Source organism: Pantoea sp. X-Soil-ISGK-421, assembly GCF_059730785.1.
The window spans coordinates 1,702,278-1,717,226 of record NZ_AP035979.1; the positions used below are offsets into that span (position 1 = coordinate 1,702,278).

The 14,949-nt window shown below is 51.3% G+C and carries 17 protein-coding genes; 6 read left to right on the forward strand and 11 right to left on the reverse strand.

What is annotated here, in order from left to right:
- Positions 1–54: 54 nt before the first annotated feature.
- Together AC6I8K_RS07930 and AC6I8K_RS07935 are read right to left on the reverse strand one after the other, a co-directional pair.
- A complete protein-coding gene (locus tag AC6I8K_RS07930; RefSeq protein ID WP_483817224.1) occupies positions 55–669 on the reverse strand; it encodes a response regulator transcription factor in 615 nt (204 codons plus the stop codon).
- Between the two features lie 201 nt (positions 670–870).
- Entirely contained in the window at positions 871–1,263 is a 393-nt protein-coding gene (locus AC6I8K_RS07935) for a YgiW/YdeI family stress tolerance OB fold protein (RefSeq protein WP_064740966.1), read from the reverse strand.
- Positions 1,264–1,534: 271 nt separating this feature from the next.
- Between AC6I8K_RS07935 and katE the strand changes: the two genes are divergently transcribed.
- Together katE and AC6I8K_RS07945 are read left to right on the forward strand one after the other, a co-directional pair.
- Positions 1,535–3,799 carry a catalase HPII gene (gene katE / locus AC6I8K_RS07940; protein WP_497826489.1) on the forward strand — a complete coding sequence of 755 codons (2,265 nt, stop codon included), beginning with the start codon at positions 1,535–1,537 and terminating at the stop codon, positions 3,797–3,799.
- A gap of 267 nt (positions 3,800–4,066) precedes the next feature.
- Positions 4,067–5,638, forward strand: a complete 1,572-nt coding sequence (locus AC6I8K_RS07945) for a sensor domain-containing diguanylate cyclase (RefSeq protein WP_497826490.1) — start codon at positions 4,067–4,069, stop codon at positions 5,636–5,638.
- 5 nt (positions 5,639–5,643) lie between these two features.
- Here the strand turns inward: AC6I8K_RS07945 and AC6I8K_RS07950 are convergent, their stop codons facing one another.
- The 4 genes from AC6I8K_RS07950 to AC6I8K_RS07965 all read right to left on the reverse strand — a co-directional run bounded on the left by AC6I8K_RS07950 (position 5,644) and on the right by AC6I8K_RS07965 (position 8,316).
- The gene (locus AC6I8K_RS07950) at positions 5,644–5,895 is read right to left on the reverse strand and encodes a hypothetical protein (protein ID WP_064740969.1); all 252 of its coding nucleotides are present in this window, start codon (positions 5,893–5,895) and stop codon (positions 5,644–5,646) included.
- A gap of 83 nt (positions 5,896–5,978) precedes the next feature.
- Positions 5,979–7,241 (reverse strand): translesion error-prone DNA polymerase V subunit UmuC, encoded by a 1,263-nt coding sequence (gene umuC / locus AC6I8K_RS07955; protein WP_483817226.1) that lies wholly within the window; start codon positions 7,239–7,241, stop codon positions 5,979–5,981.
- Positions 7,241–7,663: a translesion error-prone DNA polymerase V autoproteolytic subunit gene (gene umuD, locus AC6I8K_RS07960; protein WP_497826491.1), complete on the reverse strand. Its 423-nt coding sequence runs from the start codon at positions 7,661–7,663 to the stop codon at positions 7,241–7,243. Before umuD ends, umuC begins: the two co-directional genes overlap by 1 nt.
- Before the next feature lie 140 nt (positions 7,664–7,803).
- Positions 7,804–8,316, reverse strand: a complete 513-nt coding sequence (locus AC6I8K_RS07965) for a GNAT family N-acetyltransferase (RefSeq protein WP_064740976.1) — start codon at positions 8,314–8,316, stop codon at positions 7,804–7,806.
- A gap of 195 nt (positions 8,317–8,511) precedes the next feature.
- Between AC6I8K_RS07965 and AC6I8K_RS07970 the strand changes: the two genes are divergently transcribed.
- The 4 genes from AC6I8K_RS07970 to AC6I8K_RS07985 all read left to right on the forward strand — a co-directional run bounded on the left by AC6I8K_RS07970 (position 8,512) and on the right by AC6I8K_RS07985 (position 9,989).
- Positions 8,512–8,790 carry a hypothetical protein gene (locus tag AC6I8K_RS07970; protein ID WP_497826492.1) on the forward strand — a complete coding sequence of 93 codons (279 nt, stop codon included), beginning with the start codon at positions 8,512–8,514 and terminating at the stop codon, positions 8,788–8,790.
- Positions 8,791–9,003: 213 nt separating this feature from the next.
- Positions 9,004–9,249: a regulatory protein YcgZ gene (ycgZ, locus tag AC6I8K_RS07975; protein WP_483817228.1), complete on the forward strand. Its 246-nt coding sequence runs from the start codon at positions 9,004–9,006 to the stop codon at positions 9,247–9,249.
- Between the two features lie 121 nt (positions 9,250–9,370).
- Positions 9,371–9,661 (forward strand): YnaE/YdfK family cold shock protein, encoded by a 291-nt coding sequence (locus AC6I8K_RS07980; RefSeq protein ID WP_064740979.1) that lies wholly within the window; start codon positions 9,371–9,373, stop codon positions 9,659–9,661.
- 61 nt (positions 9,662–9,722) lie between these two features.
- Positions 9,723–9,989 carry a biofilm development regulator YmgB/AriR family protein gene (locus AC6I8K_RS07985; RefSeq protein WP_064740980.1) on the forward strand — a complete coding sequence of 89 codons (267 nt, stop codon included), beginning with the start codon at positions 9,723–9,725 and terminating at the stop codon, positions 9,987–9,989.
- Positions 9,990–10,379: 390 nt separating this feature from the next.
- Here the strand turns inward: AC6I8K_RS07985 and AC6I8K_RS07990 are convergent, their stop codons facing one another.
- The 5 genes from AC6I8K_RS07990 to AC6I8K_RS08010 form a co-directional block, all read right to left on the reverse strand.
- Positions 10,380–11,189, reverse strand: a complete 810-nt coding sequence (locus AC6I8K_RS07990; protein ID WP_064740982.1) for a hypothetical protein — start codon at positions 11,187–11,189, stop codon at positions 10,380–10,382.
- The gene (locus tag AC6I8K_RS07995) at positions 11,190–11,387 is read right to left on the reverse strand and encodes a hypothetical protein (protein ID WP_064740983.1); all 198 of its coding nucleotides are present in this window, start codon (positions 11,385–11,387) and stop codon (positions 11,190–11,192) included.
- A gap of 339 nt (positions 11,388–11,726) precedes the next feature.
- On the reverse strand, positions 11,727–12,605 hold the full coding sequence (locus AC6I8K_RS08000) for a manganese catalase family protein (protein WP_483817229.1): 879 nt from the start codon (positions 12,603–12,605) through the stop codon (positions 11,727–11,729).
- A gap of 365 nt (positions 12,606–12,970) precedes the next feature.
- Positions 12,971–14,122: a lactaldehyde reductase gene (fucO, locus tag AC6I8K_RS08005; RefSeq protein WP_497826493.1), complete on the reverse strand. Its 1,152-nt coding sequence runs from the start codon at positions 14,120–14,122 to the stop codon at positions 12,971–12,973.
- 161 nt (positions 14,123–14,283) lie between these two features.
- Entirely contained in the window at positions 14,284–14,577 is a 294-nt protein-coding gene (locus AC6I8K_RS08010; protein ID WP_483817231.1) for a hypothetical protein, read from the reverse strand.
- Positions 14,578–14,949 lie beyond the last annotated feature (372 nt).

Sequence of the window (14,949 nt, forward strand, 5' to 3'; positions counted from 1 at the left end):
TATTTTGCGGGAGAAGCGTCACACCGTTATTACCCTACAATATAACGCGTGGCGTTATTCATCTTGCAGTAAGTTGAGTTTTTCAGCGGCTCTGACCAATTCTGAAACCGAACGCACCGCCATTTTTTCCATCACCCGGCGTTTATGCACTTTTGCCGTAATTTCACTGATTACCATTTCTGCGGCAATCTGTTTATTTAACAGACCGCGAATGACAAACTGCATCAGTTCCCTTTCTCGTGGCGTTAAAGAGTGATAACGCCCGGTGAGTGCGATTTTTTCCTGTGACAGCGCTGCGCTTTTTTCGGCCAGCGCCATGGCATCGGCTACCACTTGCATCAGATCATCGGGCATCACCGGTTTGGTAAGAAATTCAAAGGCACCGGCTTTCATCGCTCTGACACTCAGGGGAATGGTGCCAAAGCCGGTCAGGAAAATGGTGGGAATAGTGTATCCGCGCGCGGTGAGATCGTGCGAGACATCAAAACCGTCCAGACCCGGCATGTTCATATCGACAATTAAACAGCTCGGCGTACTGTAATGCGGCTGATGCAAAAATTCCGTGGGGGAAGTAAAGGTCGCGATCAGATAGCCTTCTGAGCTCAGAAGATTTTGCAGCGCGTTGATGACAGAGGGGTCATCGTCAACAATATAAATCGTTCTATCCATAAAAACTCATTCAGACTCTTACGAGTTCTATTCACTACATGCGAGCTAATATACCCGCAAAATAGTGCCTTAGGAATGGCGAAAAACTTATATGTGAAATCGATGATGTGCTGCGCAATATGAACGGTGCAAGCGTAAAAAGGTGAGAAGGCCAAAACGGCTTTCTCACCCAGCAGACGTAAAGATTATATCAATCAACCTTTAGGGTTCATCAATACGTGATACTTTCAATGTGGTTTGTTCCCCACGACCATACACTTTTCCGCTGACGCGAACTTTATCATCGGCGGAATAGGTTTTTTCTTTGAACGCTGACTTTTCGGCATTGATGGTGATCGTTCCCGTATTATCACGGAATTTATAACTGTCACCTTTAAGTTTTTCAATAATATGACCCTCAAGGGTGACATAGCCGCCCTGACGGAAATCCCGAATACGCGATATGGGTGTTTGACCGGTATCTTCTGAACCCTTAAAACCCGCATCCTGATTGTTTTGTGGCGGTGCGGTTTCGCCTGACTTGTAGCCACCTTCCGCTGCGCTAACACCGACGCTGAACATCATTATTACCGAAGCTAAAACGATATGTCTCATACGTTCTCCATGTTTTATCGTGCTTTCTCTGTTTCAAGTCTGGCACAAATACGCGCGACTGCACGACAAACGCAGCGGCAATTGATAAAAACACAACGGTATTTATCAGGATTAATCTCATTATTTAAAAACCAATTAACCTTTTGCTTAAAATAACCTCACCTTACATCAACCTCATTAATCTCTTTAAACATCATTTATAAGCGAAGCGGAATTTTAACGCTATTTTTGCTCTACAGTTAATAGGGTCTTAACTGGAGGAGCATGTAACATGTCGAAAGATAAAAAAGAACAGAATTTAACCCATACCGCGCCGCACAAAGGGCCGGAAACCTCTGAGCCGGGTTTAGGCGATTTAGCGCCGCAAGGCGGCGGACATAAACCCGCGGCCGAACCGACGCCACCGGGCAAACAACCCACCGCGCCCGGCAGCCTTAAAGCACCCGCGACGCAAAACGATAAGCTTGAGCAGCTCGACGAGTATCGTAAAAATGGCGAAAACGCCGACCTGACCACCAATCAGGGCACCCGCATCGCCAACGATCAGAACTCGCTGCGCGCCGGTTCACGCGGTCCGACACTGCTTGAAGACTTCATCATGCGCGAAAAAATCACGCATTTTGACCACGAACGTATTCCTGAGCGTATCGTGCATGCGCGCGGTTCAGCGGCGCATGGCTATTTCCAGCCTTATCGTTCCATGGAAAAATTGACCAAAGCGGGCTTCCTCAGCGATGCCGAAAAAATCACACCCGTCTTCGTGCGTTTTTCCACTGTGCAGGGTGGCGCCGGCTCGGCCGATACCGTGCGCGATATCCGTGGATTCGCCACCAAGTTCTATACCGATGAGGGCGTTTTTGATTTAGTCGGCAACAATACGCCGGTGTTTTTCATTCAGGATGCCCATAAGTTCCCGGACTTCGTGCATGCGGTGAAACCCGAACCGCACAACGAAATTCCACAGGGGCAGAGTGCGCACGACACCTTCTGGGATTATGTGTCGCTGCAGCCGGAAACGCTGCACAACGTCATCTGGGCGATGTCGGATCGCGGCATTCCGCGCAGCTACCGCACCATGGAAGGCTTTGGCATCCACACCTTCCGCCTGATTAATGCCGAGGGTAAAGCCACTTTTGTGCGCTTCCACTGGAAACCGGTAGCGGGCAAAGCCTCGCTGCTGTGGGATGAAGCGCAGAAGCTGACCGGTCGCGATCCTGATTTCCACCGTCGCGATCTGTGGGAAGCCATTGAAGCGGGTGATTTCCCGGAATATGAGCTGGGCTTGCAGCTGATCCCTGAAGAAGACGAGTTCAAATTCGATTTCGACATTCTTGATGCCACCAAACTGATTCCTGAAGAGCTGGTGCCGGTGGAGCTGGTGGGCAAAATGGTGCTCAACCGCAATCCGGATAACTTCTTTGCCGAAACCGAGCAGGTGGCGTTCCATCCGGGCCACATCGTGCCGGGGCTGGATTTCACCAACGATCCCCTATTGCAGGGCCGCTTGTTCTCCTACACCGACACGCAAATCAGCCGTCTGGGTGGGCCGAATTTCCATGAGATTCCGATTAACCGTCCGGTTTGCCCGTACCATAACTTCCAGCGCCAGGGCATGCATCGCACGGAAATCGATACCAACCCGGCCAACTACGAACCGAACTCCATCAATAACAACTGGCCACGCGAAGTTCCGCCTGCGGCCAAAGAGGGTGGATTTGAGAGCTACCAGGAGCGGGTGGAAGGCAGCAAGGTGCGTGAGCGTAGCCCGTCGTTTGGCGAATACTACTCGCAGCCACGGCTATTTTGGTTAAGTCAGACGGCGGAAGAGCAGCAGCATATTATCGGCGCCTACTCATTTGAGCTGAGTAAGGTGGCGCGTACTTACATTCGCGAACGTGTGGTCGATCATCTGTTACAAATTGATGTCACACTGGCGCAGGCCGTCGCCACCAATCTGGGCCTGAAACTCAGTGATGAACAGCTTAAAACCGCTCCGCCGAAGGATGTGAACGGCCTGAAGAAAGATGACAGCCTGAGTCTGTATGCGCAACCGAGCGGCGATATTAAAGGCCGTCAGGTCGCGTTACTGCTGAGTGACGGGGTAAAAGCCGCCGACGTGCTGGCGATTCTGCAGGCGCTAAAAGCGCAGGGTGTGCATGCCAAAATTCTGGCGGCGCACATGGGACAAGTGCTGGCGGATGACGGATCGGTACTGCCGGTTGACGCCACCTTTACCGGTCTTCCTTCTCTGACCTTTGATGCGGTGATTGTGCCAGATGGCAATATTGATGCGTTGCTGCTGAGCGGTGATGCGCGCTATTTCCTGCTGGAAGCATACAAGCATCTCAAAGTCATTGGTCTGAGCGGTGATGCGCGCCGGTTTAAAGCACAGTTCAACGTGCAGGATAACGAGGCTGAAGAAGGGCTGGTGGAAGACGTTAAAGCCGAAGGCACCTTTATGGCGGATTTCCTCTCCTTGATGGCATCCCATCGCGTGTGGTCGCGCAGCAAAAAAGCGCTGACCGTCGCGGCTTAACGATTTAGCGCGGCATATTGTTTGCCGCGCTGAACCGCATCGCAATAAAAAAAGCCCGCACTAAGCGGGCTTGGTAGATGCCACTACCGAATGATCTCGTCGTAAACGCGTGCTGTGTTGCTGCCACTGAGTGTGGTGGAGCCATACTACAGTAATATTTCGTTACTGGTCATATGAGTTATCGATGGTGCCAAAAATAACCTTAATCGTCTACTGAAGCGCTGTTTACCTGCTTAACTCTGTTGTGTGCGGAAAACAGAGGACAAAATGCAGTTAAAAAGAAAAACGGACAACACGACAACATCTGATGCGGGTTTGCTGAAAAGCATTGTGCTGTCGGGCATGCTGCTGCTGATCACGGTGGCCAGCATGAGCATCTGGACCTTGCGTGAAGATTGGCTTGGCACGGTGCGTCAGACGCAGGAATCCGCGATGAATCTGGCGTTATCACAGTCGCGTCAGGCGGAAGACACCTTTTTGCAGACGGAACTGTCGCTGCGTCAGGTTCAGCGTGATCTGCAGCTACAGCTCGCAACGCGTATTCAGGGCGCTGACCTGAGTAATACCATGCGCGAACTGCAACGCCGCTTGCCGCAGTTGCACGGCTTGTTCTACTACGATGAAGACGGCAAGTGGATTGCGACCTCTGCGCAACGCATGCCCAACAATATCAATAACTCCGATCGCGAATACTTTGCTTTTCAGCGCACTAATCGCCGCAACAGCGTGCATATCGGCCCGGTGATCAACAGTCGCAGCACCGGCGAGTTAGTGATCCCCGTTTCCCTGCGCGTCAGTGATGCCAGCGGTGGATTTAAGGGCGTGTTACTGGCCACCATCAGAGTTGACTTCTTCCGTCGTTTCTACAGCTATTACGAGCTTGGTGCGCGTGATGTGCTGGTGTTAATGCTGGCTGACAGCACCGTGCTGTATGCCCGCCCGATGCCAGGCAGTTTCATCGGAAAAAATCTCTCGTCCAGTCCGCTGTTTCAGGAGATGCTGGCCAAAATGGATCGCGGTAGCGGGCAATGGAAATCGGTGCTTGATGATCAACCGCGTATCTTTGGTTTTGCGCGTTCCGATCGCTATCCTATTATTGTCGCGGCCGGTTACAACAGCGACGATCTCTTCCATGTATGGGTCAACCGTCGGGCGCAGGATATTCTGCTCAGCATCATCCTGCTGCTGACCATTATGCTACTCGGCACCTTCCAGCTGCGTCAGGCGCGTCGCGTGTTGCGTTATCAGCAGGAGCTGCACCGCCTGCGCGACAAACTGCACAACGCCAATCTTGCACTGAACAAACTCGCGCATGTTGATGGTTTAACCGGTCTGGCAAATCGCCGGGAATTTGATCGTTTCCTGCATGACGCGCTGGCAAATGTCGCCGTAAGCGGTAAACCGCTTTCGCTGATTATGATGGATATCGATTTCTTTAAGCACTACAACGACACTTACGGCCATATTGCCGGGGACAAGTGTTTGAAAGTGATCGGTGAGGTGTTAACTAACGTGGCCGGGCGGCGAACCGATATGGCCGCGCGCTATGGCGGCGAGGAGTTTGCGCTCATCCTGCCTGATACTTCATTCGATGAGGGGATGATCATTGCCCAGCGGGTTGTTGACGCGGTGAGGGAAAAGCAGCTTGCGCATGATTCTTCGCCCAAAGGCTTTGTCACGCTCAGTGCTGGCTGCGCGACCACCGCCACATCCGCCAGCCTCAGCGCGGTGAAACTGCTGGAGTACGCCGATCACGCCTTGTACCGGGCAAAGCGTGAAGGGCGTGATGGTGCGAAAGGCGTGACGGTGCTGCCTTTGTCAGATGAGCAGAGAGAATAATGGGCTTATTCCACTGCGGGCAGCTGGTACTTGATATATTGACGCAGCGCTTCATGCATCTGGCTATTGCTTTCGTCCTCTAAGCCGCGTTCTTCATATTCTTTCGCCAGCTGAATAATCACCTCGTCATATTTGCCCTTGAAGGTGATGTTATTAACTGCCACTTGCTTAATCATTAACTCGCGCAAGGCAGCGACTTCAATCTCCAGTCGGCTAACGTTTTCTTCCAGCTCTTTTACGCGTTCTTCATTCGCCATAGGTTCTCCGGATGTTATTAAGCTGTGGCTGTGTCAGGGCCTGAATATCGCATTGGCATGCGTGTAATTCAAGCGTGAAGCGGTTACTTCGCCACCGGCAGATCCGCCAGCCGGGTGGTGTAGGCCGGTGATAGCATCTCGCGCTTCATCGACCAGGGTTTCTGAATCCCTTGTCCGGCAAACCATAACGCGCCGCGCTGATGGGCATTCATTTTGTCGATCAGTGCCATCAGCTGGTCACTATTATGGCGCGGCTGATACTCAGCAAACAGATCAAACTGCGCCACGCCATCGCTAAAGAAATCACCCAACATTACACCGCCTTTCATATATCGTTTACCGGGAACCCAGATGCGATCTAAACAGTTGAGCGTGGCCTGAATAATATCGCGACTGTCAGCCGTGGGCGTAATCAAGGTTTGGCTGGCCGCATTGGCGTAATAAGGATGATGCGGGTCATGTGGACTGGTGCGAATAAACGTACCGATATGACGGCAATATTGCCGCTCGCTGCGCAACTTCTCTGCGGCACGTGCGGCGTAATTGGCGATGGCTTCGCGCATATCCTGGTATTCGGTAATGCGGTCACCAAACGAGCGCGAGCAGAGGATATTTTGTCGATTGGGAATCACCTCCTCAAACGCCAGACAAGACTCGCCACATAATTCACGCACCGTGCGCTCCAGCACCACGCCAAAGTGTTTACGGATGAGCGCAGTCGGGGTTTCAGCCAATTGCAACGCGGTGGTAATCCCCATCAGGTTGAGCTTTTGCGATAAGCGACGGCCCACGCCCCACACCTCTTCGACCTTAACGAGTTTCATCAACTCGCGCTGGCGGCGGGGCAAGGAGAGATCCATCACGTTCTCGGCTTTGGTCCAGCGTTTCGCAGCCCAGTTGGCGAGCTTGGCGAGGGTTTTGGTCGGCGCAATGCCGACACCCACGCGCAGATGAGTGTCTTGATAAATGCGATCGCGAATATCGCAGCCTAACTGTTCGAACGTCATGCAGGCATTGATGCCGGTGACGTCAACGAAGGCTTCATCGATGGAATATTCATCCACGCGCGTGGATATCAGCGCCAGTGTTTCCATCACGCGGCGCGACATATCACCGTACAAGGCATAGTTGGACGAAAACACCACCACCTTATGGCGCATCAGCTCTTCGCGATGTTTAAAGTAGGGCGCGCCCATTTTGATGCCCAGCGCTTTGGCCTCTCGGCTCAGGGAAATAATGCAGCCGTCGTTATTCGACAGCACCACAATCGGCTTGCCGCGCAGATCCGGGCGAAACACCGTTTCACAGCTGGCGTAAAAGGAGTTCACATCCACCAGGGCAAACATCAGCGGCCTATGGTTTTAATCACGTGTTTAACGATGCCGAAAACTTCGAACTCATCGGCGTCAGGAATGGCGATAATCGCATGCGCGGCATTCATCGGTTTGAGATGCAGGTAAGGCTGTAACATCAGTTGTTTCACGGTGAACTCACCGGAAAGCGACGCCACCACAATGTCACCGTGTTTGGGTTTGAGCGAACTGTCCACCACCAGCATGTCACCTTCATGGATACCGATGTCGATCATCGAGTCACCGCTGACTCTGATGAAGTAGGTAGAGCTGGGGTGATCCACTAAAAAATCGTTGAGGTCGAGGCGTTGTTCTACATAGTCCTGAGCGGGCGACGGAAAGCCGCAGGGCACGCGGCTGATGAACAAGGGTAACGCTAAAATGGCGCGGATTTCCGCGGGCTGAAAAAACTGCATGGCTGCGATCTCAAATCGTTACTGTATATGTATACAGTAATATCGATTAGGCAGTTTGATCAAGCCAGAACAGGCAATGATCTGCAAAACAGTTGGCAGCAAAGAGAATTTATTCTGCAGAAAACGGCCTGCCGCTGCGCTTAAATCATCATCCCCATGATCTGCATCGTGCTTTGCTGCGAGGCGGTGACAAACGGAATGTCTTTGATGTGCTGCATACCAAAGGCTTCATAGAACTTTCGAGCGCGTACGTTATTGCCTAACACTTCCAGCCACAGATAGCCTTCGCGTTTGTCACGCGCCTCATTGATGATGCTCTCAAACATCCATCGACCATAGTTTTTCCCGGTTTCTTCCGGATTGAGATACAGCTTATTCAGCAACGCGCCGCTCATGCCAGAATCCGGCACCGGCGTGTTCCAGGTGACTTTGGCGAAGCCAATGGGCTTGTCGGTCTCGGCAATCAGCCAGCTTTCATTGGGCGCCGCTAAGCTGCTATTCAGCTCTGCCAGACCATATTCCTTGTCGATAAAGGCATCCAGTTCTTCTGCGGAAACCCACATATGTTTGAAATGCGCATTGTAGGTCATGCGCCCCAGCAGGTGCAGCAGCTCTGCATCCTCTGCCTTGGCTTTGCGTATGGTAAACTCCATGCCAGATTTCCTTGCTTAATTCTTGTTATTAATCACATCGTCGGTGCGAGCACGGCAACCGAACGGCAATTACCATAACGTGTTAGTAACAAAAACCCAAGATAACCAGAGCTTTCTGTTAACAAGGCGCTACGCCGATGATCTATAGTAAGTACTGAGAACCAAGCGTAAGCCCATATTCTCAGGAGGTAGAAGATGTCAGATTCGCAACCTAAAATTATCGGCGAAGCCGCCTATACGCTACTGGTGCGCCGCGAGGAAGTCAGTGTCTTATCACTGCTGGCAGAGCTCGCGCGCATGGCGAAAAAAGTGCAAAACAGTGAACAGCTGCAACGCATTGCCCAGGCCCAGCAATGGTTGCTCACGCACCGCCAACCGGCGGGCAGCGATAATCGTGTCCATTCAGCGTTACGCGGGTTGAGTCGTCAGGAAGGCAGTGTCAGACTGCCCTCGGCAGACACCGACGACAGTTAACTATCCCAGCGGGCTCACGCGTCGATAACTTTCGGCGCTGAGCTCATGGATTTGGAAATAAAAGCTTTCCAATTATCCTAATTCACACTTATTAGCACTTTTTGCAACAAACCCCACCTAACAACTTGAGTAAGCTCCTTGTACAGCTTTTTGCTACCTGTACAACTTTACTTAGGTCAAATGATCTAACTTTTTCATTTATTGGGGTCAATTATGCGTCAGAACGGATACACGCCGAGTTCAGTCGAGGCCATTGCCAACTACTTCAGCAAAGCGTCGCTGCCATCGCAGCAGGAAACATTGGGTCAGATCGTGGTTGAAATCCTGCGTGAAGGCCGTAATCTCAACCGCAAATCGCTCTGCACCAAGCTGCTGCGCAGACTGGAACTGGCTGCTAATGCGGAAGAAGAGCATCATTATCATCAGCTGATTGGCTTATTATTCGACCGCGAAAGCTGAGAGCCAGTCAGACGTCAAACTTGTACAAGTATAAATATTTTACTCTGAAAACGCTCCCACACTGTCTTCGCCCCGCACCGGGGCGAAGCGGCGATCAGAGATTCGTTATGAATAATTCGTTATGAATAGAAGTGAACACCAGAAAATAATCGATGAAATTATTGGCGAAGCGGCGCTGGCGCTCTTGCAGCGAACGGGGCCCGTCAATACCCAGGCGCTGATGGATCAGCTGATGTTGATGAAGCAACAGAGCTCGAATGACGAACAGCGTGCGGCCATCACTGCCGCTATCACCGAGGTGCGCAACAGTATTTCGGCGGGGAAAAAGCGCCGGGAAGAGCAGCCGCAAAGAGACAACGTTCTTCAGCTGTTTGGTAATAATGAACAGTCTGGCAACAACCGTAAACATTGACCGATTGGCTCGCGTTTAGGCATATAGATTCGAGCATATACGCAATCACGGGACTGAAATTATGTCGGAAAATCACAACCTCTATGCTGCACTGCCTGACACCGAGCTGGCCGAGCATTTTCGCAATGCAGATAGCACATTAAGAAATGAATCTGCAGTGCTGGATAGGGTTATCCGCCACGTGCTGGCCACCGAAGGACGCGTCAGTAATAAATCGATTATTCTCTGCCTGATTATGGCGCTGGAAACCGCAGAAAGTGATGCCGAAGCCGATGTGCTGCGCAAGACACTGGAAATAGTGGTGGGCTATACGCCTGACGACGCCTGATATTCCGCTCTGTCCCCCCACGCGGGGACAATATTGTCAATCCTTCGCAATGAGAGCCAACCGGCGCTTCGCTTTGCCAATATTAATTCTATGCAACCACGTCCGAAACTGTTTTAACTGTATATGTGAAGCGATCTCGGTAGAAAGCGTGCAAATATACAGCTGACTCTGCGTATGATTATTGGTGCCGGTGGCGTAAATTTCGCTTTTATTATCACGCTGTTGTAATTCTATTCCCGTGAAGTGTAAATCCCCCCACAGCTGTAGAGTGGTCTCGAACTTTTTAAAGTCCATTATGATGCCCTTATTATGTTCACGCGTAATGAAGTCGTGCTGGCTCAGCAACGTAAAGCAATTCAGTGTTTAAGCCAGCATAGTTGGAGACTACTTTTAAGGATAATCGCGTTTAGACGCGGATCGTCTGATCCATTTGCGTTTATTACCGCTTTGCTTATCCATCGCTAATGCACTGGCGCTGGCAGGATCAAACAGTGACAAACTTTCTATTTGATGCACCATAATCACTTTACGAAACTCCAGCACACTTTTAGGTGTTGAGGAAAAATCGATGTTGTGATTTTGGTACCACTGGCTGTAATTATGCTCAACGGCCAGGCTCAGCGTGCGTGGATCGCGATAACCGCTCAGCATCGGAATTAACACGATATTGGCGGTATTAGGGTATTCAAAGGTGGCGGCATGGATCATCCCGATATAGATACGGCGCGATTTCAGCGTCACCCAAGCCAATTCACCTTCTTCCATGCACTGCAGCAGCAGTTGCTCAATGCCGTTGGAACGGGAAAGGCGCTGATAAAGCTCCTTACGTCCTATCGCGTTGAGCCGGGCGCTGACCGCCCAATTGGAACGGTACATGCAAAACAGAATGGCAAAGGCCAACATCAGTACCACCGGCGCCTGGATGCCTAAAAAACTCCACGTCATGAAATCGACGTTCCAGTGCACATTCTCTGCCGAGGTTAGGGCAAAGGCATTGTTCACGCCCGATGCAGCCAGCAGGATCAGCCAGATGATCGCGGTCGCCAGCACGCCTTGCAGAACAAAAATACAGCCATATAGGGCAATGAGAAAATAGACATCCCAGCCAAAGGATCGTTTAATTTTTAAGCGACTCGACATGTCGCGACTGGTGTACCAATAGCCGCACACCATCATTACCATAAATATCGCCGTACCCATTTAAATATCCTTCAGTGTGCTGACATGCTCGGCAAAATCGCGCTGCACTTCAGGACTCAATGGATTAACCGAAGCGTTACCATCTTCATCAATAATAATTCTATCGCCTTCCTCAATCGATTCCTGAATGTCCTGCCGCGTCATGACTTGCAGTAATGATTCGGGGCTACCGAACAGGGAAGTTATAAAACCGAACATAATCGAGCAATCCTTCTTATTTATACCAACATTAACTATGGCACATCCCTCAGTAACCAAGCCGCGTAACTGAAATAAAGGGGACTTTCCGGATTAATCTGCCAGAAGTGCATGAATGCGCACCAAACGAAAATTACAGCAAACAAAGGCAGGGTCGCCATTTATGGCGTAATGCCGCTCACTTAAGCAAATCATTGCCTGGTTATGCAGGTGCGCATGAATGCGCACCCTACGAAAACCCAGCTCTGTAAACGTAGGGGCGCCATTCATGGTGACCGATTCACGCTTAACTAACGAACATTACGCCATTTATGGCGACCTGATGATAATCATGAGGAATCACTGTTGAGTCAGTGGCGTTTTACTGCCAGGTTCCGCGCCGGTGATCGGATTGAGATCGGGGTGTGAAGCGGTACGCGCCGCAAGCGTGTCCAGATCGCTCAACTGCCCGGCGGGTAGCGTGACGCTGGCTGAACCATCCCCGCCATCCACCGCGGGTTGAGGATCGGCTACATAATCAAAGTTCTCGTCCGAATTCCAGCTGCCGCGAATATCGTCGCCCTGAGACATGTTGTAATAAGTGTGGGCATACTTTTCAATCGGTGGCAGTTTGCCCGGCGGGAAGTTGTTGTGGATGGAGTAGAGCGCTTTTTCAAACGACAGCTGATGCGCCACTTCACGCGTCATCAGGAAGCCCAGCGCGTCCTTCACGCCGACATCATCGGTGAGATTAATCAGGCGTTCATAAAGGATTTTGGCGCGGGCTTCGGCAGCGACGTTAGAACGCAGATCCGCCGTTACTTCGCCGATGGTATCGATATAGGCCGCGGTCCAGGGTACGCCAGCGGAGTTGGTCAATGCCGGGCCGCCGCCGTACAGAATCGAGGTCAGATGGCTGTCATTACCCGCGCCGGTAATCGATCGATAGAGCGCGCCTTGCTCTTCACTGCCTTCCGCCAGCGTGCCTTTCGCACCCTTATTCAGCATGCCGACCAGCGAACCGATAATTTCCAGATGGCTTAACTCTTCAGTGGCGATATCCATCAGCATTTCACGACGGCCTACATCTTCATCACTTAAACCCTGCGTGAAATAACGCATCGCAGCGGCCAGTTCGCCCTGCGGACCGCCAAACTGTTCGAGTAATAAATTGGCCAGACCGGGATTGGGTGCATTAACGCGCACGGTAAATTGCAACTGTTTTACGTGTCGAAACATAGCTCACCTCAAAAAAAATAAAAATGGAGAAAGAGAATTAACAGGGATAGTTAAAATAATGAGTAACGATAAGAAATGGAGGAGGGAAGGAGTGTACTTTGCCTTGCGCCCATCAACTGCATGCCGCCTGATTAATACTAAGCGTGCATCCCATTGCTGCAAGCGTACCGGGTTAAATATATTTTCTTTCGATGTGCGGAATTACTTTTATTTCGCGTTTAGTGAATAGTGGCATGAATTAAATAATTGATAAGGATGATGTGTGCAGCCGGTTATTTATGCCTAACGCTTCTGCCTGGTGCGCATCAATGCGCACCAGCTAAACCGCCAGGGTCGCCATAAATGGCGACCGGGTATACACGTAATTAGAACAACTCACGATACAGTGACGCGATCATCGCCACGCTGCACTCGCGCGGATTGCCCGGCGTACAGACATCGGCGAAGGCGGCGGCGGCTAATGCTTCCACATCCTGTTCCTGCATGCCGATATCACGCAGCCTTAGCGGAATACCGATATCATGGTTTAAGGCAATCACCGCATCAATGGCCAGCGCACGCGCATCGGCTAATGAACACGCATAAGCACCTTCCATGCCTAACGCATGGGCGATAGCGCGATATTTCTCGCCGGTATGCTCGGCATTGAATGCCATGATATGCGGCAGCAGTACGGCATTGGCGATGCCGTGCGGCGTGCCATAAAACGCGCCCAGCGGATGCGCCATGCCGTGCACCAGACCCAGACCGACATTCGAGAAGCCCATTCCGGCGATGTACTGGCCGAGCGCCATATCCGCTACGCCGGCAGGCACGCCTTTGACCGAGTCACGCAGCGAGCGGCCAATAATTTCAATCGCCTTGAGGTGGAACATGTCGGTGAGTTCCCACGCGCCGCGCGTGATATAGCCCTCAATCGCATGGGTAAGTGCATCTACGCCGGTCGCCGCTTTCAGGCTGGCGGGCATGCTGGCCATCATGTCGGGATCAATGATGGCAATCACTGGAATATCATGCGGGTCGTAGCAGACGAACTTACGTTTTTTTTCTTCATCGGTGATGACGTAATTAATTGTCACTTCGGCTGCAGTGCCTGAGGTGGTTGGCACCGCAATAATCGGCACGGAAGGATTGCGCGTGGCAGCACCGCCTTCCAGCATGCGTACGTCGCTGAACTCCGGATTGGCGATCATCATGCCGATGGCTTTGCAGGTATCCTGCGGCGAGCCGCCGCCCACCGCGATCAGATAATCGGCGCCTGAACGACGAAAAGCGTCGACCCCCGCATGCACCACATCGACGGTGGGATTGGGGATCACCTCGTCGTAAATGTCGAAACTGAGGTCGTGCTGTGTCAACAGATCGGTGATACGGGTGGCGACAGAAAACTTGATGAGATCTTTGTCGGTCACCACCAATGCTTTGCTAAAACCGCGTTTATGAATCTCATCGACAATCGAATGAATAGCGCCCGCACCGAAATAGGCGGTCTCATTGAGGATCATTCTGTTAATCATATTAATTACCTTCACGTAGATGCCAGATTTGAGTTTTTTCGATTAAATTCATCAAGATAAGAAGATTTAACCGTATCCAGATTTACGTGGTAATGAAGATGCAGATATTGCGTTGCCTCAATAAAACCGCGGTTTCTGCTTAGCGGAATAAACAGGAGAAATCACGACCCTAAACGCATCGTCTCTGCACGTTTTGCCGTGTCGTAAACATATTGCAGCATCGGTTCCAGATCGGTATCAGGTCCGGAGCTGATGATCTTGGCGCGCAACCACTCAATCTCGCTGGTGATATCCGACGGAAAAATGGTGTTGTTCTGCGCATTACGCAGCCATTTCAGCAGAAAGTTATTCTTGCCGCGTACGCCGCCAGATTTCTTCGTTTTGGCGTTGATTTTGAGGGCGACCAGAATGCAGTAATAGAAGTGAACGCGTTGGCTGTAGCTTTGTGGGATCATGCGCTTTCACCCGCCATGACAGGTGAAAAATGTGATGTCGATCGGTTTTCCATCGTCCGGATTCCTGCCTGAATTCATCTAAAAGCCGTGATAAATGTTGCTCAGGGCTCTCTTTCCGCGCTGTGGCCGCACGGTAAACGAACCATATGATAATCCTCGCGAAGGATGCAAGTCGGCTTAATCTGGGAAATGAGGCGGACCATGGCAGCGCTGGTGGTCAAAATAAGCGAAGCGTATGAAAAAACGATAAGGTGATTCTTTTGCGGCATAAAGCTTAAAACGGCCACTTATCCTATAGCGAAGCCGCGCATATCTGGCAATATCGTGATCTGTGTCTACACTTAAAGCTGACGATGTTCGCAGTAAGCTTGG